General features: G+C 32.4%; 21 protein-coding genes. 20 read left to right on the top strand and 1 reads right to left on the bottom strand.

Features of this window, described 5'->3' with window-relative positions; genetic code table 11:
• The first annotated feature begins 2 nt into the window (after window positions 1-2).
• From AC1RPN_RS05330 to holA, 10 genes are all read left to right on the top strand, one after another.
• On the top strand, window positions 3-776 hold the full coding sequence (locus tag AC1RPN_RS05330; protein WP_481761701.1) for an inositol monophosphatase family protein: 774 nt from the start codon (window positions 3-5) through the stop codon (window positions 774-776).
• A gap of 165 nt (window positions 777-941) precedes the next feature.
• Entirely contained in the window at window positions 942-2,789 is a 1,848-nt protein-coding gene (gene typA / locus AC1RPN_RS05325) for a translational GTPase TypA (RefSeq protein ID WP_481761702.1), read from the top strand.
• Window positions 2,790-3,186: 397 nt separating this feature from the next.
• The gene (locus AC1RPN_RS05320) at window positions 3,187-4,365 is read left to right on the top strand and encodes an FtsW/RodA/SpoVE family cell cycle protein (RefSeq protein ID WP_481761703.1); all 1,179 of its coding nucleotides are present in this window, start codon (window positions 3,187-3,189) and stop codon (window positions 4,363-4,365) included.
• An 18-nt stretch (window positions 4,366-4,383) separates the two neighbouring features.
• On the top strand, window positions 4,384-4,710 hold the full coding sequence (locus tag AC1RPN_RS05315; RefSeq protein WP_481761704.1) for a YlbG family protein: 327 nt from the start codon (window positions 4,384-4,386) through the stop codon (window positions 4,708-4,710).
• A gap of 5 nt (window positions 4,711-4,715) precedes the next feature.
• Window positions 4,716-5,267, top strand: coding sequence for a 16S rRNA (guanine(966)-N(2))-methyltransferase RsmD (gene rsmD / locus AC1RPN_RS05310; protein WP_481761705.1), 552 nt, complete (start codon window positions 4,716-4,718; stop codon window positions 5,265-5,267).
• Between the two features lies 1 nt (window position 5,268).
• Complete coding sequence (gene coaD, locus AC1RPN_RS05305) at window positions 5,269-5,766, top strand: pantetheine-phosphate adenylyltransferase (RefSeq protein WP_481761706.1); 498 nt, start codon at window positions 5,269-5,271, stop codon at window positions 5,764-5,766.
• 241 nt (window positions 5,767-6,007) lie between these two features.
• Window positions 6,008-6,562 carry a helix-hairpin-helix domain-containing protein gene (locus tag AC1RPN_RS05300; RefSeq protein ID WP_481762189.1) on the top strand — a complete coding sequence of 185 codons (555 nt, stop codon included), beginning with the start codon at window positions 6,008-6,010 and terminating at the stop codon, window positions 6,560-6,562.
• A gap of 59 nt (window positions 6,563-6,621) precedes the next feature.
• On the top strand, window positions 6,622-7,101 hold the full coding sequence (locus AC1RPN_RS05295) for a ComE operon protein 2 (RefSeq protein ID WP_409022402.1): 480 nt from the start codon (window positions 6,622-6,624) through the stop codon (window positions 7,099-7,101).
• Between the two features lie 251 nt (window positions 7,102-7,352).
• Window positions 7,353-9,371 (top strand): DNA internalization-related competence protein ComEC/Rec2, encoded by a 2,019-nt coding sequence (locus tag AC1RPN_RS05290; RefSeq protein WP_481761708.1) that lies wholly within the window; start codon window positions 7,353-7,355, stop codon window positions 9,369-9,371.
• A 5-nt stretch (window positions 9,372-9,376) separates the two neighbouring features.
• A complete protein-coding gene (gene holA, locus AC1RPN_RS05285; RefSeq protein WP_481761709.1) occupies window positions 9,377-10,402 on the top strand; it encodes a DNA polymerase III subunit delta in 1,026 nt (341 codons plus the stop codon).
• 51 nt (window positions 10,403-10,453) lie between these two features.
• On the opposite strand, the gene rpsT is transcribed toward holA, so the two are convergent.
• The gene (rpsT, locus tag AC1RPN_RS05280; protein ID WP_409022404.1) at window positions 10,454-10,708 is read right to left on the bottom strand and encodes a 30S ribosomal protein S20; all 255 of its coding nucleotides are present in this window, start codon (window positions 10,706-10,708) and stop codon (window positions 10,454-10,456) included.
• 281 nt (window positions 10,709-10,989) lie between these two features.
• Between rpsT and rpsO the strand changes: the two genes are divergently transcribed.
• The 10 genes from rpsO to AC1RPN_RS05230 all read left to right on the top strand — a co-directional run bounded on the left by rpsO (window position 10,990) and on the right by AC1RPN_RS05230 (window position 22,157).
• A complete protein-coding gene (gene rpsO / locus AC1RPN_RS05275) occupies window positions 10,990-11,259 on the top strand; it encodes a 30S ribosomal protein S15 (RefSeq protein WP_409022405.1) in 270 nt (89 codons plus the stop codon).
• A 147-nt stretch (window positions 11,260-11,406) separates the two neighbouring features.
• A complete protein-coding gene (locus AC1RPN_RS05270) occupies window positions 11,407-12,456 on the top strand; it encodes an aspartate-semialdehyde dehydrogenase (protein ID WP_481761710.1) in 1,050 nt (349 codons plus the stop codon).
• Window positions 12,457-12,479: 23 nt separating this feature from the next.
• Window positions 12,480-13,349: a 4-hydroxy-tetrahydrodipicolinate synthase gene (gene dapA / locus AC1RPN_RS05265; protein ID WP_481761711.1), complete on the top strand. Its 870-nt coding sequence runs from the start codon at window positions 12,480-12,482 to the stop codon at window positions 13,347-13,349.
• Window positions 13,350-13,369: 20 nt separating this feature from the next.
• Window positions 13,370-15,097, top strand: a complete 1,728-nt coding sequence (locus AC1RPN_RS05260) for a ribonuclease J (RefSeq protein WP_409022408.1) — start codon at window positions 13,370-13,372, stop codon at window positions 15,095-15,097.
• A gap of 58 nt (window positions 15,098-15,155) precedes the next feature.
• Window positions 15,156-16,076, top strand: a complete 921-nt coding sequence (locus tag AC1RPN_RS05255; protein WP_481761712.1) for a hypothetical protein — start codon at window positions 15,156-15,158, stop codon at window positions 16,074-16,076.
• A gap of 315 nt (window positions 16,077-16,391) precedes the next feature.
• A complete protein-coding gene (gene tuf / locus AC1RPN_RS05250) occupies window positions 16,392-17,579 on the top strand; it encodes an elongation factor Tu (protein ID WP_409022410.1) in 1,188 nt (395 codons plus the stop codon).
• 149 nt (window positions 17,580-17,728) lie between these two features.
• Window positions 17,729-19,027 (top strand): trigger factor, encoded by a 1,299-nt coding sequence (gene tig / locus AC1RPN_RS05245; RefSeq protein ID WP_409022411.1) that lies wholly within the window; start codon window positions 17,729-17,731, stop codon window positions 19,025-19,027.
• Between the two features lie 177 nt (window positions 19,028-19,204).
• Window positions 19,205-20,464, top strand: a complete 1,260-nt coding sequence (clpX, locus tag AC1RPN_RS05240; RefSeq protein ID WP_409022412.1) for an ATP-dependent Clp protease ATP-binding subunit ClpX — start codon at window positions 19,205-19,207, stop codon at window positions 20,462-20,464.
• 138 nt (window positions 20,465-20,602) lie between these two features.
• Window positions 20,603-21,670 carry a WxLIP family cell surface protein gene (locus AC1RPN_RS05235; RefSeq protein WP_409022413.1) on the top strand — a complete coding sequence of 356 codons (1,068 nt, stop codon included), beginning with the start codon at window positions 20,603-20,605 and terminating at the stop codon, window positions 21,668-21,670.
• Window positions 21,671-21,725: 55 nt separating this feature from the next.
• Window positions 21,726-22,157: a hypothetical protein gene (locus AC1RPN_RS05230; RefSeq protein ID WP_481762411.1), complete on the top strand. Its 432-nt coding sequence runs from the start codon at window positions 21,726-21,728 to the stop codon at window positions 22,155-22,157.
• The last annotated feature ends 39 nt before the right edge of the window (window positions 22,158-22,196 follow it).

Below are 22,196 nucleotides of genomic sequence, written 5' to 3'. Positions count from 1 at the left end.
ATTTGAATATTGATGAGGTTAATTATCAGGTTAAAAGTTGGCTGACAGAGGCACGTGAAAATATTATTCATGCATTTGGAAATCCATTGTCTGTTGAAACAAAAAGTAGTCGAGTTGATCTTGTAACTAATATGGATAAACAGACTGAAAAATTTTTAGTAAACAAAATTCGTACCTTTGATCCGAAAGCCAAAATTTTAGGTGAAGAAGGTTTTGGGGATGATGTAACAAATTTAGATGGTACTGTTTGGATTGTTGATCCAATTGATGGCACAATGAATTTTGTCAAACAGAAAGATCATTTCGCGATTATGATTGGTATTTATGAAAACGGTATTGGAAAATTGGGATTCATTATGGATGTAATGAATAATGTTTTATATTCTGGTGGGCCAGATAGGGGCGTCTTTGCCAACGATAAAAAACTTGAAAAGCCTGAAAATATAGCACTTAAGGATGGCTTGCTAGGTTGTAGCTCACCTATGTTAATGATGGACTATAAGCATTTACAATCAATTGTTCAACATAGTTCAGGTGCTAGGGTTTATGGAAGTGCCGGTATTGAGTTTGTTCACATATTACGTGGACAAGAAATTGGTTATGTTTCTCACTTAAAACCATGGGATTTTGCAGCCGGTAAAATATTGGCGGAAACTCTTGGTATCACCGTGAAAACAATTGACGGGTTAGAGCTCGATATGTTACAATCAGCAGATGTATTAATAGCAACGGAAAACGCACAAGAGGACATTTTAAAACTACTAAATAGTTTTTAGTAGAATCGCGTTGTGGCTGTGACTAACAAGTCGCAGTTTTTTTATGCGATTTATTTATGAAAAAGTATGAAAACTTTTAGTAAGTGTGTTAATTGTCTGCTATAATAGTGAACTGTAGTTATTATTCGTAAAAATATTAAGGCTCCAACGAAAGGAAGAACAAACTTGAAAACAAGAGATGACATTCGTAACATTGCGATTATCGCCCATGTCGATCACGGTAAGACGACATTAGTTAATGAATTATTAAAACAATCAGATACATTGGATGGCCATTCAGAAATTAGTGACCGTGCCATGGATACAAATGATATTGAAAAAGAACGTGGTATTACAATTTTATCAAAAAATACTGCTGTTAGAGTTGGCGACAAACAAATTAACATTTTAGATACACCTGGACATGCCGATTTCGGTGGTGAAGTAGAACGTATCATGAAAATGGTTGATGGTGTTTTACTTGTCGTTGATGCTTTTGAAGGAACAATGCCTCAAACACGTTTTGTTTTGAAAAAAGCTTTAGAACAACAATTAGTACCAATCGTTGTTATTAACAAAATTGATCGTATGGGTGCTCGTCCACAAGAAGTTGTTGATGAAGTTCTTGATTTGTTTATTGAATTAGGTGCTGATGAAGCACAACTTGATTTCCCTGTTATTTATGCTAGTGCATACAATGGTACATCAAGTATGGATCCAGATATCGAAACTCAAAAACATTCTATGGATGACGTTTTTGAAACAATTATAAATACAATTCCTGCACCAGTTGATAACAGTGACGAACCATTACAATTCCAAGTTTCAATGTTGGATTATAATGAATATGTTGGTCGTGTTGGTATTGGTCGTGTGTTCCGTGGAAAAATTGCTGTTGGTGATCAAGTTTCTGTTATTAAACTTGACGGCTCAGTTCAAAACTTCCGTGTTTCAAAACTTTTTGGTTTCTTCGGTTTAGATCGTGTTGAAATTAATGAAGCTAAAGCCGGTGATTTAATTGCAGTTTCAGGGATGGATGACATCTTCGTTGGTGAAACTGTAACACCAAGTGATCATCAAGAAGCATTACCATTAATGCGTATTGATCCACCTACACTACAAATGACATTCAGAACGAATGATTCACCATTTGTTGGACAAGATGGTAAAAACATTACTGCTCGAAAGATGGAAGATCGTCTTAAATTACAATTGCATACTGATGTTTCATTGAAAATTGAAGATACAGATTCTCCAGATGCTTGGGTTGTTTCAGGTCGTGGAGAATTACATTTATCAATCTTAATTGAAACTTTACGTCGCGAAGACTATGAAATTCAAGTTTCACGTCCAGAAGTTATCTACCGTGAATTCGAAGGCAAGATGCAAGAACCATTTGAAAGCGTCCAAATCGATACACCTGATGAATATTCTGGTGGTGTTATTGATACAATGGCTCAACGTAAGGGTGAAATGATTAACATGGAGACCGGTAATAACGGCCAAACTCGTTTAACTTTCTCAGCTCCTACTCGTGGTTTAATTGGATATGATTCACAATTCCTTTCAATGACTCGTGGATACGGTATCTTAAATCATACTTTCTCTGAATACAAACCAGTTATCCGTAACTGGGAACCTGGTCGTCGTAATGGCGCATTAGTTTCTATTAATTCAGGAAAAGCTACAACATATTCAATTATGAGTATTGAAGAACGTGGAACAATTTATGTAACACCTACTACTGATATTTATGAAGGAATGGTTGTTGGACAAAGTAGCCGTGAACGTGATATTTCTGTAAATATTACTAAAGGAAAAGCTATGAGTAATGTTCGTTCTTCTAATAAAGATCAAACAGCCTCAATCAAGAAACCAACTATTCTTACTCTTGAAGAATCATTGGAATTCTTGAACACGGATGAATTATTAGAAATCACACCAAATAATTTACGCTTACGTAAACGTATCTTAGATACAAATATGCGTGAAAAAGCTCAAAAACAACATAAAACAGATTCAAAAAAAGGTTAATTTAAAAAGAGTTGAAAATGATTAAGTTCATTTTCAACTCTTTTTTTTAATCATGATAAATAGTAATATGGTATACTATTAGGAGTCACGAGAGAATAAAATCGATGAAAAACAACATTTCTAAAGAAAATGTGATGGTCACTTTGCAAGAAAATGTAGATAAAATAAATAAATTTATCTGGAAACAGCGAAATACATTTTACTAGCTTGGTTATGTTACATTTTAAGAAGTAGTTGATACTTAATTGTTCGTTTTTCTCGTGAAGTAGATTTTGTGTTGGAGTGTGCTCTGTTTGAAGAAAAAACTGAAAAGAAGCAGATAAAGAATCTTGAAGTAACTTCGAATAGACACTTTAGTACTAAATTTGAAAAAATGAAGAAATAAGTTGGATTAAAAATGCAAATTTTAAAAAGAATAACACAAAAATTACAATATCTTGATTATTTTATTTTTATACCGTATATCATATTATCCGGAATTGGTGTGGTCATGGTTTATTCTGCTAGTTCATATAAGGTTCAAATGGCGGGTGGCGATCCAACGACATATTTAAAAAAACAATTGCTTTTTGCCATTTTAGGATTGCTAGTTGCTTTCCTTATATATTCAATGAAGGTTAATTTTTTTAAAAGTTCTGGATTTATAATATTATTTGGTGCAGTGTCCATTCTGCTACTTTTATACGTAGTACTTAGCGGTAAAACAGTTAATGGTGCAGCAGGATGGATTAACTTTGGCTCTTTTAACATTCAGCCCGCAGAAATCAGCAAGATTTTTTTAGTCTTGTTTATGGCGCAACAAGTTGCATTCCGTGAAAATAAAGAATTAAGTTATGAGGGTAGAAATAAACGTCGTTTTATCTATGCGATTGCAGTAGCCTTACCACTCATTTTAATTTTGGTTGAACCAGATGTGGGTGGGTTTATTATTAATTTTAGTGCAGTATTAATCATTATTTTGGCTAGTGGGTATTCAATTGGAATAACTTCTTTAATTTCTGTTGGTGGCATGGGTACTTTAATGATATTATTATCAAAATTAAAATCTGTTTCTCCAGATTCTGGTGGTCCATTAGCATATATGGCTAAAAGATTTAGTGGATTCAATGATCCGTTTAAATATCAGCAATCAACTGGACAACAGCTGGTAAATTCATATTATGCATTAAGTAATGGTGGTATTTTTGGTGCAGGACTAGGAAATAGCATCCAAAAACGAGGCTATCTACCAGAACCGTATACTGATTTTATATTAGCAATTACAGGTGAAGAACTTGGATTATTGATGGTATTTTTTATTTTAATATTACTTTTCAGTATGATTGGACGAATTATCTTTATTGGTTCTAAAAGTAAAGAAACTTTCCATTCACTTTGTTGTTATGGAATTGCGACGTTTATGACAGTGCAGACTGTATTTAATGTTGGTGGTATATCAGGTGTTTTACCAATAACAGGTGTAACATTTCCATTTCTTAGTTATGGCGGATCAAGTATGCTTATCTTGAGTTTCTGTGTAGGCTTAGTTTTAAATATATCAGCTTTAAGAAAAAAGGAATTACTAAATAATAAATAAAAAGGGGGTCATAATCAAATGCTTGACGAAGAAAATGGGACTAAGTTAGTTATACAAAAAAGACAAGGTGTCATTGTGTTTTTATACCATATGAAGCAAATTAAGCAGTTGAAACGATTCGGTATTATTCAATATATTTCAAAAAAAATGAAATATGTTGTCATTTATATGAATCAAGAAGACCTACCCGAGACGATTAAGAAAATTCAAAATTTAAAATTTGTTAAAAAGACAGAAGTATCGCATCGCCCTGATATTGATATGGACTTTGGGTCTCGAATGGGTGAAAAAGCATTTAAATTAACAGATGAAGATCAAGAAAAATTTAAAAATAAAAGTGAGTAAAGTATATGAGAATAATTTCAGGTGAATATGGCGGAAGAAAATTAAAAGCAGTTCCGGGTATGGCAACAAGACCTACAACGGATAAAGTTAAGGAATCAGTGTTTAATATTATTGGTCCTTATTTTGATGGCGGTAAATCGTTAGATTTATTTGCAGGTAGCGGAGGGTTAAGTATCGAAGCTGTTTCTAGAGGAATCTCGCATGCTTTTCTAATTGATAGACAGTATCAAGCAATTAAAACAATTAATGATAATATTGCTATCACAAAGGAAGAAGATAAGTTTACGGTCTATAAGCAAGATGCCGATAAAGCAATTGGACTATTAAAAGGTAAAGAAACATTTGATCTTGTTTTTTTAGACCCACCTTATAAGACCCAAGAAATAATTGATACGATAAAAAAAATAGATAGCAGCGAGTTGTTAAATAATCAAGCTTTAATTATTTGTGAAACAGATCAATATGCTAACTTACCTGATGATATTTCTGGATTCAGGCTATTTAGGAGACAAAATTATGGAATTACACAGGTAACGATTTATCAAAAGGAGAACTAAAATGAATGCAGTTTTTCCGGGAAGTTTCGATCCATTAACTAATGGACACTTAGATATTATTGTTCGATCAAGCCAAATTTTTGATAAAGTTATTGTCGCAGTTATGACTAATACTAAAAAGAAGTCATTGTTTACAGCTGATGAAAAGGTAGATTTGATTAGTGAAGCTACCTTTTCATTAGCAAATGTAGAAGTAGTTAGTGTTGAATCAGATTTAACGATTAACTTAATGCACCAATTAGATGCTAAAATAATTATTCGTAGTGTTAGAAATAATAGGGATTTTGAATATGAAAAAGATATTGCATTGATGAACAAAGAGTTAGATGAAACAGTGGAAACTGTATTGATGCTTGCTAATCCTAAATACGCACATATTTCCTCAAGTTTAATGAAAGAAATATTTAAATTTGATGGAGATATTTCAAATATGGTACCTAATCATATAAAAGTAGCTATGATTAAAAAATGTCATGAAGTAATTAGTAAGGAAGATTAACTTAAATAAAATGAATCATCATTAAAATACGTGATAATGATTTAAGGAAAAAAACGAATTTCATTTTAAATGAAATTCGTTTTTTTGCGTATTTAAATATAAGAGGGAGGTGGATAAGATGGATCAAATAAAAAAAATTTGAATTGAATATCGAAAAATTATCATTATTTGTGTGGTATCTGTAATAGCATTGACCATTTTTTCAATAGTTACACAACATAAAAGTAGCAAAACAGATGATATGTTAGTTAATAGTATTACTAGTACGTCGTCTAGCTCGGAAAAAAATATATCAAGCCATTTAGAAACCTCAAATGGTGGGAAAATCGTTGTGGATATCAAAGGAAATATAAAAAAACCAGGTATATACACAATGAAAACAGGAATGAGAATTAGTCAGGTAATCGATTTAGCTGAGGGATTTTTATCTAACGCTGATCAGAAACAGATTAATTTAGCTCAAAAAGTAACAGATGAGATGGTTATATATGTTCCGGCAAAAGGGGAAGTAAAAGAAAATAAAGTAGCAGCTACTACTGCCCAAGGATCTTCTGTTATGGATGCAGGGTCTACTACAGGAACTCAGGATAAATCGAATGATGAATCAACGGTTAATTTAAACACCGCAACGAAAGAACAACTGCAAGGGTTGACTGGAATTGGACCAAAAAAAGCAGAACAAATTTTACAATATAGAGAAGAACATCAATCGTTTAAAACTACGGATGAATTAAAAGAAGTTGGCGGCATCGGTGATAAAACATATGAAAGTCTAAAGGACTCATTAGCGGTCTAACTTTTTTTAAAGATTTATTTTTGATATACTATAAAAAAATGAAAGAAGGAAATACCTAAATGCCTGATAATAGAATTCCTTGGGATCAATATTTTATGACGCAAGCTGCATTACTATCATTAAGAAGTACATGTGAAAGATTATCTGTTGGTGCGATACTTGTTAGAGATAAACGGATTATTGCAGGCGGATATAACGGCGCTGTTTCAGGGGATGTACATTGTATAGATGAAGGTTGCTACCTTGTAGACGGACATTGTGTACGAACGATTCATGCAGAAATGAATGCAGTTTTACAGTGTGCAAAGTTTGGCTCAGCGACAGATAATTCAGAAATTTATGTGACAGATTTTCCTTGTTTACAGTGTACAAAAATGCTACTTCAATCCGGCGTGAAAAAAATATATTATTTACGTAATTATCATAATGATGATTATGCCATATCACTATTAGAAAGAAATAATGTTATTTTTGAGCAAGTAAAAGTTGATAAAAATTATATTGAAGAAATTGTTCTGAATAAAATATTTTCAGAATAAAATCAGTTGAAGCAGTTGATCTATTTTTTGCGACGTTAGTTATTGGAATAACAAGTTTATATGTTGTAAATTACAATCCTATTTGGATTATTTTCGCTATCGTTATTTTTATACGAATTATTACGTTAAAACGTTCGATAACTTTTTATATTTGTTGTGTCTGTATTTTAATTTTTGGTATTTATTTTTACAGTAATGCGAAGGAAAGCCAGAAGCAAGTTGTAGTTGAAAAAGAGGTACAAAATGTTAATGTGAAAATTTACCCTGATGATTATTCAATCAATGGTGATTTGGTTAGTTTTGATGGACAAATAATTTCTAATTCACAAAAAATTCGAGGATTTTATAACTGTAAGTCACAAAATGAACTCAATAAGATTAAACATAATAAACACACTAAAATTATAAACGTTGATGCTAAGCTACAAAAAATTAAATCAGCGACAAATGAAAACGAGTTTGATTATCAAAGTTTTATGCGAACTAAATCAATTTACAATAGTATGACTATTATAAAAGTTAATAATAGTGAAAAAAATGTCATGAATTTATCGCTTGAATCCGTGATAAGTAAGTTACATGAATTACGAGCAGAATTAAAAAGTTATTTTAATTCTTTATCCAATCCGTTAGATAAATTTTTGAATGCTTTGGTAATTGGTGATAAGACTCAGGAATTCAATCAGGATTTAGCCTCTATAAGACAATTAGGATTAATTCATTTATTCTGTTTATCGGGTTTACATGTATATTATTTTGTGATGTTAATAAGAACGTTAGGAAATAGACTATTAATCCCACGTGAGACAGTAGCCAAAGGATTACTTTTTTTACTTCCATGCTATTTAGTTATTGCAGGGGAATCTAGTAGTTTACGACGTGCAATTTTTATGTGTATGGTTCAACTTATTTGTGAACTAATTGATAAACCTGTCCAAGGGATTACGGTTTGGTGTTTCGCTTTGTTAATAGGATTGGTGATTGAACCACAAGTACTGTTCACATTTGGCGGTCAGTTGAGCTATCTAATGTCATTACTACTAATCTTTATGGAGAATAAAGGTACTTTTGAATCAGGTATTTGGCTAAACTTATTTAGTTTGCCATTTATTTTTTTCAACGTTTATCAGTGGAATGTTCTATCAATTGTACTTAGTATTTTTATTATTCCTATTTTTGAATTCTTAATCCTACCAATTGTAATTTTTGGAGGAATGGTTGGGATTCATTTTAAGGTTGTTATGGATGGGATAAATACTGTATTAAAAACGTTTATTTATTTTTTTGATGAACTAGCACGTTTACCATTAACGATAACGTTTGGTAAACCCAGTTTAAATATGTGCATGCTATTTTTCATGTGCACCTTAACATGTTTTTTACATCCTTCGTGTATTAAAAGATGGGCAATATTAGTTAGTTTCTATGTTATGGTATTTCTATGGATCCATTTTCCAATTCGGCAAGAAGTCGTTTTTTTTGACATTGGTCAAGGGGATTCAACATTGATAAGAAAGCCGTTTAATAGGCAAATTACATTAGTAGATACAGGCGGTAAAGTTCATTTTAAGATGGATAGCTGGCGAACTAGAAAGGAGTATCAAACTTCTGGTGAAAAAATTATTACTAATTATTTATTAAGCAAAGGAATCAGTCATATAGACTATTTATATTTGACGCATCAAGATGCAGATCATATAGGTAATTTTCCGTCTATATTAACCAAAATAGACGTCGATAGAATGATTGTTCCATCTGGAATGGAACAACTGCCACAATTCATTAAAAAAATAGAATCTACTCGACCGCCTAAAATGGTGATACCTATGACAGATAATAGTAAAAAACAGGATGCTGAATTGATGATTCTACATCCTTTTAATCAAGGTATAGGAAAAAACGAAGATTCTCTTGTTTTATTTGGAACAATCGGGAAATATAGCTATCTTATTACTGGCGATTTGGACCGAGCTGGTGAAAAAAAGGTTATTCAAAAATATCCCAATTTACAAATATCAATTCTTAAAACAGGTCATCATGGCAGTAAAACTGCGACTGATCCAATATTTATTGATCAAATAAAACCGAAGTTAGCGGTGATTTCTGCTGGTAAGAATAATAGATATGGCCACCCACATCAAGAAACATTAGATACTTTGAAAAAATATCGAATACCGTTTGTTAGTACAGCAGAGCATGGTATGATAAGAATCAGCAAGTTTCAAAATTATAAAGAAAAATTAGAAGTTTTTAACAATGAAAAGAGCTGATAAATATGAATTCACAGGCAATAATTTCAACGTTATCTCTTGAAAATGTGAAGCCAGTAAATCTTGTCTTAGGTAATGAGACTTATTTAATGGAAGATGTAAAAAAAGCATTTACTGAGTTGATACCTGAAGAAGAGAGAACGATGAATTTAGGTAAATATGATATGGAGGAGGTTCCGTTGGCTAAAGCATTAGATGATGCGATGTCTGTTCCTTTTTTTGGTGATAAGCGCTTAATTTTTATTCAAAATCCTTTTTTTCTAACGTCAGACACTAAAAAAAGAAAAATTGAACACGATATTGATGGTCTTTTATCTTATTTAGCTCATCCGGAACCAACAAGTATTGTAGTTATATTTGCGCCTTATAAAGAATTAGATGGTCGTAAAAAGATTAGTAAGATGCTTAAAAAATTTAGTCTAGTTATTGATAATCAACCGTTAAATGAGCGTGCAACGCGACAGTTTATAGCCCAAGAGATGGCTAACAAATCATTTGAAATAGATGAAAACGCTTTGGAATTATTTCTAGAAAGAACCAATACAGAATTATCAACAATCATGAATGAATTGCCAAAGTTATTTTTGTATAATTTTGAAACCCACCGAATTACATTATCATCTGTTGAAAATTTAGTTTCTAAAACTTTAGAACAAAATATATTTGATTTAGTAGATGTTGTTATTTCAAATAATATTGAAAAATCAGTAACGTTGTATCATGATTTAATTTTACAAAATGAAGAGCCAATTAAGATAAATGCAATATTATTGGGACAATTTAGATTATTATTACAAGTGAAAATTTTGCAAGATAAAGGTTACTCACAAGGAGATTTAGCTAGTGTTTTAAAAGTGCATCCTTATCGAATTAAGTTGGCACTTCAAAAGATAAAGAAATTTAATAGAAGTGATTTGAGGAAAATTTATTTAGCGTTAATTGATTTAGAAAAAGCAATGAAGACGACACAACAAGATCAAGAAGGATTATTCTCATTATTTATGCTTCAAATTAATCGTATAGATGTATAAAATAAAAAATACCCAGTAGATTATTAATCTACTGGGTATTTTTCTGAAAACTTATTTAGCGTAACGAGCAGCCATACGAGACTTATCACGAGCAGCTTTGTTTTCTTTGATCAAACCTTTAGAATGTGCTTTGTCGATTGCAGTAATAGCAGCTTTGTATAAAGCATCTACATTATCGGCACCAGCAGTCTTAGCTTGTTCAAACTTCTTTACAGCAGTACGCATTGTGCTTAATTGAGCAGCATTTTTAACGTTTGCTTTTTCATTCGTTTTTACACGTTTAATTGCAGATTGAATAATTGGCATTTAAGTCACCTCCACTTATCATGATCACCTTATTGGTTCTCAACAAATATTTCAACAACCATTATTATACCTAACCAAATTAGTTAATGCAATGAAAACTTGTAAAGGATTTTTACTTGATAGTAATAATTAGATAAGAGAAGTTATAAAAAACTTGCAATATACTCTAAATTTTAGTAAGGTTAGATTTGTTCCAAGTAACCTTTAACTTAGTTTGTTGACGTCTCACCGACGACTTACTCGGTTTTAGGCATTTAGATTCAGAAAGGTGGGAAACACTAATGGCAATTACAAATGAAAAGAAAACAGAAATTATGAACGAATATGCTCGTCAAGAAGGCGATACAGGTTCTGCTGAAGTACAAATCGCTGTACTTACTGCAGATATCGTTGAATTGAATGCACATATCGGCGTTCATAAAAAAGATTTCGCTTCACAACGTGGTTTGATGAAGAAAATCGGACATCGTCGTAACCTTTTAGCATATTTACGTAACAAAGATATTCAACGTTACCGTGAATTGATCCAACGCTTAGGTCTTCGTCGTTAAAACTAAAAGCAAAACTCTTAATAAGAGTTTTGCTTTTTTTATTTTTAAAATTTAAGATATGTCTACTATAAGTGAGTTAAATGTAAAACGTTCATAAATTTTATGGTATAATTGAGATTCAAATAAAGAAAAAGAAGGTTTTTTTCAATGGACGGATATAGAGTTGCGGTTGTCGGTGCTACAGGCGCTGTTGGAACACGAATGATTCAAATGCTAGAAGAAACAAGTTTACCCATCAATAGTATTAAATATTTGGCATCTAAACGTTCTGCAGGACAAGTATTAAAATTTAAAGGTCAGGATGTTATCGTAGAAGAAACAACATCTGATTCTTTTGAGAATGTTGATTTGGCTCTATTTTCTGCTGGCGGTAGTGTATCTAAAAAGTTTGCACCTGAAGCAATTAAACGTGGTGCAGTTGTTGTAGACAACACTAGTGCGTTTAGAATGGATCCTGATGTCCCACTAGTAGTTCCTGAAGTTAATGAACAGGCACTTTATGAACACAAAGGACTAATTGCTAACCCAAATTGTTCAACTATCCAAATGGTAGTTGCACTAGAACCAATTCGTAAAAATTACGGTTTAAAGAAGGTTGTTGTTACAACAATGCAAGCTGTTAGTGGTGCTGGAAACTTAGCTATTCAAGAATTAAAAGATGAAACACAAGCTTATCTTGATGGCGAAGAGATGGAAGCAAAGATTTTACCAGCTTCTGGTGATAAAAAGCATTATCCAATTGCATTTAATCCACTACCACAAATTGATGTTTTTGAAGACACAGGTTATACACATGAAGAATGGAAAATGATTCATGAAACGAAGAAAATAATGTCTAATCAAGATATTCAAGTTACTGCAACATGTGTACGTGTACCAGTTGTTGTTAGCCATTCGGAATCTGTTTGGTTTGAAGTTGAAAGTCATGATGCTTCTGTTAAACAAATTCAAAATATTCTTGCAGATGCACCCGGTGTGGTTTTACAAGATAATCCGGAACAACAGATATATCCACAAGCAATTAATGCCACTGGTAAGAAAGATACATTTGTTGGTCGTGTTAGAGCTGATTTAGAACAGGATAATGCCTTCCAATTATGGGTCGTTTCGGATAATTTGTTAAAAGGTGCTGCATGGAATTCAGTTCAAATTGCTGAAAAATTGCATGAATTAGATTTATTAAGAGTTCCAAAGTAAAAAGAAAGGAGTGAATTAAGCGAATGTTTGAAAATGTAGATATAATGACAGCTATGGTCACACCATTTAATGATCAGAATCAAGTGGATGAAGATCGCTTAATTAAATTAATTGAACATTTAATTTTAACAGGTTCAAAAGGTATCCTGGTTAATGGTACTACGGGCGAATCGCCTACGTTGAATCATTCTGAAAAATTAAATTTGATTAAAAAAACAGTGGCAATAGTTAATGGTAGAGTTCCAATTATGGCTGGTACAGGATCAAATAATACTATGGAGACAATTGATTTTACCAATGAGGTAGCCGCTATTACTGGTGTGGACGCAGCTTTAGTTGTTGTGCCATACTATAATAAGCCTAATCAAAAAGGTATGATTGCTCATTTTGAAGCAGTTGCAAATGCTTCGAAATTGCCTATTTTCATTTATAATATTCCGGGTCGTACAGGCGTAACTATGACTGTTGAAACAATTGTTAAGTTATCTAATAATAATCATATTATTGGTATTAAAGATTGTACAGGTAGTGAAAATTTAAGTCGTATTGTTGAACAAACGCCAGATGATTTCTTGGTGTATACTGGTGAAGATACGGATAGTTTGACTGCAAAAATCTTAGGAGCAAGTGGTGTTATTTCTGTTGCAAGCCATATATTTGGTATTGAAATGACTAAAATGTATCAAGCTGTACAAGATGGAAATATTAAGCTTGCAGGAGATATTCAAAGAGAGTTGACGCCAAAAATGGCTGCACTTTTTTCTCTTCCATCTCCTGGACCAGCTAAAGCAGCTTTAAATTACAAGGGTATCTTAGTAGGTGGGTGTCGTTTACCAATAGAGGCATTAACTGACAATGAAATAAATCAACTAGTGAAAATACTAAAAATATAAAATATGTAAGAGGTGAAGTAATGAGTAAAGTTAAAATAATTCCACTTGGTGGCGTTCGAGAAAATGGTAAAAATATGTATGTCGTTGAAGTGGATGATGATCTATTTATTTTTGATTCTGGATTAATGTATCCAGAAAATGGCTTATTAGGGATTGATATTGTAATTCCTGATTTTAGTTATTTGAGAGAAAATAAAGAACGAATTGTAGGTGTTTTCTTAACACATGGGCATGCAGATGCAATTGGTGCATTACCATACTTTGTGAGTGAATTTGATGTGCCTGTTTTTGGATCAGAATTAACAATTGCATTAGCAAAAATTAATATTGAAAATGATCCTAAGGCAAGTAAATTTTCTGATTTTCACGTTGTTAATGATCAGACTGAGATTGATTTTGGTAAAACGACAATTTCATTCTTTAAAACGACCCATTCAATTCCTGAATCATTAGGAATCGTTTTAGGTACTGATGAAGGGCAGATTGTTTATACAGGTGATTTTAAGTTCGATCAAGCTGCGGCACCAGTTTACCAAACAGATTTTGGACGTTTAGCTGAGATTGGTAAGAATGGTGTTTTAGCGTTATTAAGTGATTCAGCTAATGCTGAGAACCCATTCCCAACAGTCAATGAAAGTGCAATTGACGAATACATTAATGAAACATTTGAATATCAAAAAGGTCGTATTATTGTTGCCTGTGTGGCATCAAATATATTACGAGTACAACAGATACTAAATGCTGCAAAGGAAAGTCATCGAAAGGTTATATTAACAGGACACGATGTTGAAAAAATCGTTAAAACAGCTATGGATTTGAAGAAATTAGTTCTTCCTGATGAAAATTTAATTGTTCCAATGAGTGATATTAGCAAATATGACGATGATCAACTAATTATATTGGAAACAGGTAAAATGGGTGAACCTTTAAAATCATTACAGCGAATGGCTTTAAATCAACATTCAACTGTTAATATTCATGAAGGAGATCTTGTTTTCATTACGACAACAACGTCAAAAGCTATGGAAACTAATGTGGCAAAGACAAGAGATCTCATTTACCGAGCAGGAGCTGATGTGAAAGCAATTTCTGATGAATTAAATTCTTCAGGTCATGCTGGTCAAAATGATTTACAACTAATGATCAATTTAATGAAACCAAAATACCTGGTTCCAATTCAAGGTGAATATCGATTACTTGCGGCACATGCTGATTTAGCACATACATTAGGAATGCCATATGATCATATCTTTATTACTGGTAAGGGTGATGTTTTAAGTTATTCTGAAGGAAAAATGAATTTAGGATCGCAAGTTGAAGCAGGAAATACCATGATTGATGGTATTGGTGTTGGTGATATTGGAAATATTGTACTGAGAGATCGTAAAATACTTTCTGAAGATGGTATTTTTATTGCAGTCGTCACAATTGATCGTAAAAAGAAAAAAATCATAAACAAGCCTAAAATTACATCAAGAGGATTTGTTTATACAAAAACGAGCCTTGATTTAATTGAAAAGAGTGCTGAAATTGTGTCAGAAACAGTACAAGATAATTTGAACAATAAAGAATTTGATTGGGGACATTTAAAACAAGATGTTCGTGAAAAAATGAGTCATTTCCTATATGAACAAACAAAACGACGTCCAGTTATTTTACCTGTTATTATGGAAATTAATCAGTATCATAGAAAATCAACAAAGTCTAAAGAAGTTAAACCGGCGGAAACAAAAAATAACGAAAAATAATCAAAAAGGGATAACACAAATGTTGTTATCCCTTTTTTTAGAATAAATAGAGGATATTATGGCAGAAATTATTCCGTTTCCCGACCAAGAGAAACAAAATTATCAGTTAGCAAAAAAGGCTGTAAGTGACAAAAATTATCAACTAGCATCACAATTATTCACAAAAAATTATGATGGTCATCGTAGTTTTAAAAATAATAAATTATTGGTTAATTCTCTAGTTTTGGATGCTCAATTTCAAGAAGCGTTAATTATCGCTGACGAATTTTATAGCGATTACTTAAAACGTGGGGATCAATTTGCAGTTTATTTAAATATACTGTTAAAAAACAATAAATTTATTCGAGCTTGGCAATTGGTTAAAGAGCAACCTTTTGCCACATCACTAGTTTTGGATGCTGAAAATGAATGCCGTGAAAAATTCGATAAACAACTTAGACAAAATGAACGTCAATTTGCACACTTAGGTTCAGTGGACTTTTTTGGACAGCAACAAATTGTTCAAAGTGGACTGGTACTACCTAAAAATGAATTCTTAGATGCTTGTCAAAAAATATTTATGGATAAAGACGTACATCCAATTATAAAATCAAGTCTATTGCAAGAGGTACAAAAGATACCTAATAATATTGAAATAATAAACTATTTATGGGTTGATGGAACTCAGAAAAAAATTGACGTAAAAAAATTAGTTGCAAATGAAAATGAACCTGTATTACTGACAATTAATCAATTAACAAAAAATGATGAGGGAACTATTGATGTACAAATGAATAATTCTTTAAATCATATGTTAAATTTAAAATTGGGGATGATTTATCCTTTTGCAAGTGATTTTTTGGGTATTGAGAAAGAATGGATTGAATTAGTAAAAAGTGAGTTAGGTATGGAATCCACTTTTAAAAGGACTGAAAATTTAACGTATATGGTTGAATTAAATGCATTACTTTCGAAAGAATTAACTGAAATTATGAATTAATGATTAGGTAAAGCTAGCCGTTTACAGTAATCTATGATATTCTAATAAAGAATCCAAAATTTCACTTAGATTTAGTTGTATGAGCGTAGATTTAACCAGGTTATTTTAAGACGAGATAAAAAGTTTCAGTATTCTTTAAATAGGTATTTACAAAACTCTAAACAGTCTATATAATATTTTAAGGATTCTTCTTTATTTGATGATAATGTATTTTGTTATTAAATAAAGAAGTAGTATAATAAAAACAAAGAATCATCAGGGTTAGATTTTCTAAAACTGTTTTATTCTTACAAAAACACTAGGAGGCTCTTATTCATGGCAAAAGAACATTACGAACGAACAAAACCCCATGTTAATATTGGTACTATTGGACATGTCGATCATGGGAAGACAACTTTAACAGCTGCAATTAGTAAAGTATTATCAGACAACGGTTTCGGTGAAGCAGCAGATTTCGCTTCAATCGATGCTGCACCTGAAGAACGTGAACGTGGTATTACTATCAATACTGCCCATGTTGAATACGAAACAGCTGCACGTCATTACGCACATATCGATGCTCCAGGACATGCTGATTACGTTAAAAACATGATCACTGGTGCTGCACAAATGGATGGTGCTATCTTAGTTGTAGCCGCAACTGATGGCCCTATGCCTCAAACACGTGAACATATCTTACTTGCTCGCCAAGTTGGTGTTGATTACCTTATCGTGTTCTTAAACAAAACTGATTTGGTTGATGATGAAGAATTATTAGACCTTGTAGAAATGGAAGTTCGTGAATTATTAAGCGAATATGATTTCCCAGGCGATGATATTCCTGTTATCCGTGGTTCAGCTCTTAAAGCCCTTGAAGGCGATCCAGAAGCTGTAAAACAAGTTGAATTATTAATGGATACTGTTGATTCATACATCCCAACACCAGTTCGTCCTACAGACCAACCATTCTTAATGCCAGTTGAAGATGTATTTACAATTACTGGTCGTGGAACTGTTGCTTCAGGTCGTATCGATCGTGGTACAGTTAAAGTCGGAGACGATATTGAAATTGTTGGTTTACATGAAGATGTTCTTAAAACAACAGTTACAGGTATCGAAATGTTCCGTAAAACACTTGACGAAGGTGAAGCCGGCGATAACGTTGGTGCTTTACTCCGTGGTGTTGATCGCGAACAAATCGAACGTGGACAAGTTCTTGCACAACCTGGTTCAATCAAAACTCACAAATTATTCAAAGGCGAAGTTTATATCCTTTCTAAGGAAGAAGGTGGACGTCATACTCCATTCTTCTCAAACTACCGTCCTCAATTCTTCTTCCATACAACTGATGTTACTGGTGTTATTGAATTACCAGAAGGTGTAGAAATGGTTATGCCTGGTGATAACGTTACATTTACAGTATCATTAATCGCCCCAGTTGCTATTGAAAAAGGTCTTAAATTTACTGTTCGTGAAGGTGGCCGTACTGTTGGTGCCGGAGTCGTTTCAGAAATTGATGATTAATTTTTAATTAATTAAAAAAAGAAATTCGGAAAGCTTTTGCTTTTCGAATTTTTTTTTATAACCATTTACAATCTAGTAATGATACGGTAAAATAGACAAGTATATAAATAGTACGAATATAAAATTTTTGTTCTACCGGAGGGAAAACAATGTCAGCAAAATTTGAAAAAACAGGTAAAAACAATGGAGAAATAACATTCGAAATTGAAACTGATAAAATTAAAGAAGGATTGGAAAAAGCTTTCTTAAAAGTTAAGAAAGATTTAACTGTTCCTGGATTCCGTAAAGGAAAAGTTTCACGTCAAGTATTTAACAGAATGTATGGTGAAGAATCATTATACGAAGATGCTTTAAACATTCTATTGCCAGAAGCATACGAAAAGGCACTTGAAGAAGTTAAAGTATCACCCGTTGATCAACCTGATATTAACATTGATAGTTTAGAAAAAGATTCTACATGGGTCCTTAAAGCTAAAGTTACACTTCAACCAGAAGTTGAATTAGGTGACTATAAAGGATTAACTGTTCCTAAACAATCACGTCGAGTAACTAAAAAAGACGTAGAAGATAGTTTAGAAGCAAAACGTCAACAACAAGCTGAACTTGTACTTAAAGAAGACGAAGCAGCTATTTCTGGCGACACTGTTATCATTGATTTTGAAGGTAAAGTTGATGGCGTTGCATTTGATGGTGGAAAATCAGAAAATTATACTCTTGAATTAGGTTCAAATTCATTTATTCCTGGATTTGAAGACCAATTGGTAGGACATAAAGCTGGAGAGGATGTTGACGTAAAAGTTACATTCCCTGAAGATTACCAAGCTGAAGACTTACGTGGTAAAGAAGCAGTATTTGCTGTTAAAGTTCATGAAGTCAAAGGCAAAGAACTTCCAGAAATGGATGATGAATTTGCTAAAGATGTTGATGAAGAAGTTAATACGCTTGAAGAATTACAAGCAAAAACAAAAGATCAAATTAAAGAAACAAAAGAAGCTGCAGCTAAGGAAGCAATTCAAGATGCAGCAATTGAATTAGCAGTTGATAATGCTAAAGTTGATGAAATTCCTAATTCAATGATTGAAGAAGATGTTCATCGCCAAATGGATCAATACCTTGCAAATATGCAACAACAAGGAATTGACACAAAGATGTACTTCCAATTAACAGGAACAAGTGAAGACGATTTACACAAACAATTTGAAGAAGGCGCAGAACGTCGTGTTAAAACAAATCTTGTGTTAGAAGCTATCGTTGCCGCTGAAAAAATTGAACCTTCTGAAGAAGAAGTTTCATCTGAAATATCAAACTTAGCAGAACAATATGGTATGGAAGAAGAAGCAGTTCGTTCTGCTCTTTCAGACGATATGGTAAAACATGATATTGCTATCAAGAAAGTTGTTGACGAGTTAGCTGACTCAGCAGTTGAAGAAGCAAAAATGAAAAAATAAATAATTAATCGGATATTTTGATTAATCATTTTGAATGAATGAGATTGAAGCGAGTTTATTAGCTTCAATCTTTTTTGTTAAATACATTTGAACGTAAATATTCGCGAAATATTGCTTTATTTGGTACTATAGGTATGCATAAAGTAAAAGATGAGAAGAAAAATACGAGGTGGTAAAATGTTCGAAAATACTGAAGAAGGCGGACCCGTAAATTGTTCTTTTTGCGGTAAGTCACAAGATCAAGTAATGAAAATCGTTGCTGGACCTGGTGTTTATATTTGTAATGAATGTGTTGATTTATGTAAGGAAATTATCGACGAGGAATTCAGGGAACAAATGGATTCTGAACCATTACTTGTATTAAAACCACAAGCAATTATGAATAAATTGAATGATTATGTAATTGGGCAAGATCAATCTAAAAAAACGTTGTCAGTTGCGGTTTATAATCATTATAAACGAGTTAATCATATGCTTGAAGTTGACGAAGATAATGACGAAACAGAATTACAAAAAAGTAATATTTGTTTAGTTGGTCCTACGGGATCAGGTAAGACATATTTAGCACAAAGTTTAGCTAAAATTTTAAACGTACCATTTGCTATTGCAGATGCCACTACTTTAACTGAGGCTGGATATGTTGGTGAAGATGTTGAAAATATCCTTTTAAAATTATTGCAAAGTGCAGATTATGATGTTGCAAAAGCTGAAAAAGGAATTATCTACATTGATGAAATCGATAAAATTGCTAAGAAGAGTGAGAATGTTTCAATCACACGTGATGTATCAGGTGAGGGTGTTCAACAGGCACTTTTAAAGATTCTTGAAGGTACTATTGCAAGTGTTCCGCCTCAAGGTGGACGTAAACACCCACAACAAGAATTAATTCAAATAGATACTAAGAATATTTTATTTATTGTTGGTGGGGCATTTGCTGGAATTGAAACAATGGTCAAAAATCGATTAGGCGATAAAACGATTGGTTTCGGTGCTGAATCCAATTCTGAAACTATTGATGAACAAAATAGTGTTATGCAACAAATTATTCCAGAAGATTTATTAAAATTTGGATTAATTCCTGAATTTGTTGGTCGTTTACCAATTATGACAGCTTTAGAAGAATTAAAAGAAGAAGATTTAGTTCGAATTTTAACGGAACCTAAAAATGCATTGGTTAAACAATATACAAAACTTGTTGAATTAGATGGTGTGACGCTTGAATTCGAACCTGAGGCATTGTCACGAGTTGCCGAACTTGCTATTAAGCGAGATACTGGGGCACGAGGTTTGCGATCTATTATTGAAGAAACAATGCGTGATGTTATGTTTGATATTCCAAGCCAAGAAGACATCGAGCGCGTAATTATCACTAAAGCAACAGTTGATCAAACTGATGGTCCTGTAATAATTAAAGGGAGCAAGAAAGCAGCATCTTAAAGTCTTGTTAGAGTATAGTCATTTAAAGACTGTCAAATATAGTGAGTACACTCTAAAAAAAAGACATAGTAATGAATATAAATGTAGTATAATGAATTTAAGGTTAATAATTTTAATAAATAATAAAGGGTGGACGTCATGAATAAAACAATAAAAAAAGCGATTTTGTTCGGATTTTCTGGGGTATTGTTGGGTGGACTTGGGTTATTCAATAAGTCTGTTGAAGCTAAGGCTCCTGCAAATAATATTGGGTACAGTGTTCAAAGTATTCAATCTGATAAACAAGTTAAAGCTAGTTTGAAACAATCATACTTTGATTTGAAATTGGATGCTAAGGAAAAAGAAACGATTTCAGTTAAAATCTTTAATTCATCAGACAAAGCATTAAAAATTCGTAATGCTGTTTATACAGCATCTACAAATGATAATGGTCAGCTTGAATATGCAAAAGAATTAGCAAAAAAGAATATTGATAAATCAATGAAATATCCTTTAGCTTCACTTACTAAGTTAGATTCAGGTAGTGTCGTAACAGTTCCTGCTAAAGGAAGTAAAATCGTTAAGGCTACAATTACTATGCCAAAAGATAGTTTCAACGGTGTTTTGTTAGGTAGCTGGTATTTTGAAAAAGTTGATAATTCAACTAAAGAAACAAGTAATAAAAAAGGGATTTCAATTTCAAATGCATATTCATATGCAATTGGAATTAAAATTTTAGAGAAGAAGACGGTTGAACCAAATATGAATTTATTATCAGTTAAAGCTGGTATGAGAAACTATCGTAAAGGTGTATTCCCTGTATTCCAAAACGATAAAGCCGTAATTATTCCTAAATTAACAATTAAATCTGAAATTATGAAAAAGGGTTCAACAGATGTTTTAGAAAATACAACATTAAAGAACCTATCAATGGCTCCTAATTCAAATTTCAAATTCCCAATGCTTTATGACAAGGGTCAATTAGAAGCTGGAGACTACACATTAAAGGCTGTAGCAACAAGTGGTAAAAACACTTGGAAATTCAATAAAAACTTCACAATTACAAATGATGATGCAAGTAAGTACAACAAAGATGCTATTGGAGATCCACAAAAAGCAACAAATCCGCTATGGTATGTTGCTTTAGGTCTTGGTCTCGCAATCCTAGTGATACTAATCTTTTTCCTTATTAAAAGATATGTTGATAAGAAAAAAGCTGATAAGTAAGTATTTAATATTATTATTTATTTTATTTTTCAGTATGCTCGTGACACTTAAAAGTGTGTCTGCAGACATAACGTATGGGTACAGTACGTTACCTAATACGGTTAACAAATATGTTAAGAAAAATAATTCAGAATTTGCAATTTATTCTGATAGTAATAATAGAGAATCACCTTATTTGCAAATAATCGCAACTGATGGATTGACACCATCATGGCAATTGAAAGGTAGGCTACAATATAAGTCAAACGATATTGTACATGTTGACTTATTTCGGCCAAAGTTACAGTCTGGATTAAAGAATATGCCAAGAACTTATGGTGATCTAATTTCTGGAGATTCAACTAATATAACAGCAAATGCTAAAGATAGTAGTGGGGAATATTTATTTTATTGGCCCAATACTTTAATTCAGATTTTGACAACGCATGTGGTAACATATTCGGAAGTACAAATAATTTGGATTATCCAAACGGCAGCAACAAAATAAAAGCTTTACAACATCGAATTATTTAATTCATGTTGTAAA

The sequence above is a fragment of the Dellaglioa sp. CoH-57-MRSF-20 genome (genome assembly GCF_056781955.1).
Note: the sequence above shows the minus strand (reverse complement) of the source record. Positions and strands in the feature narration are given on the sequence as shown.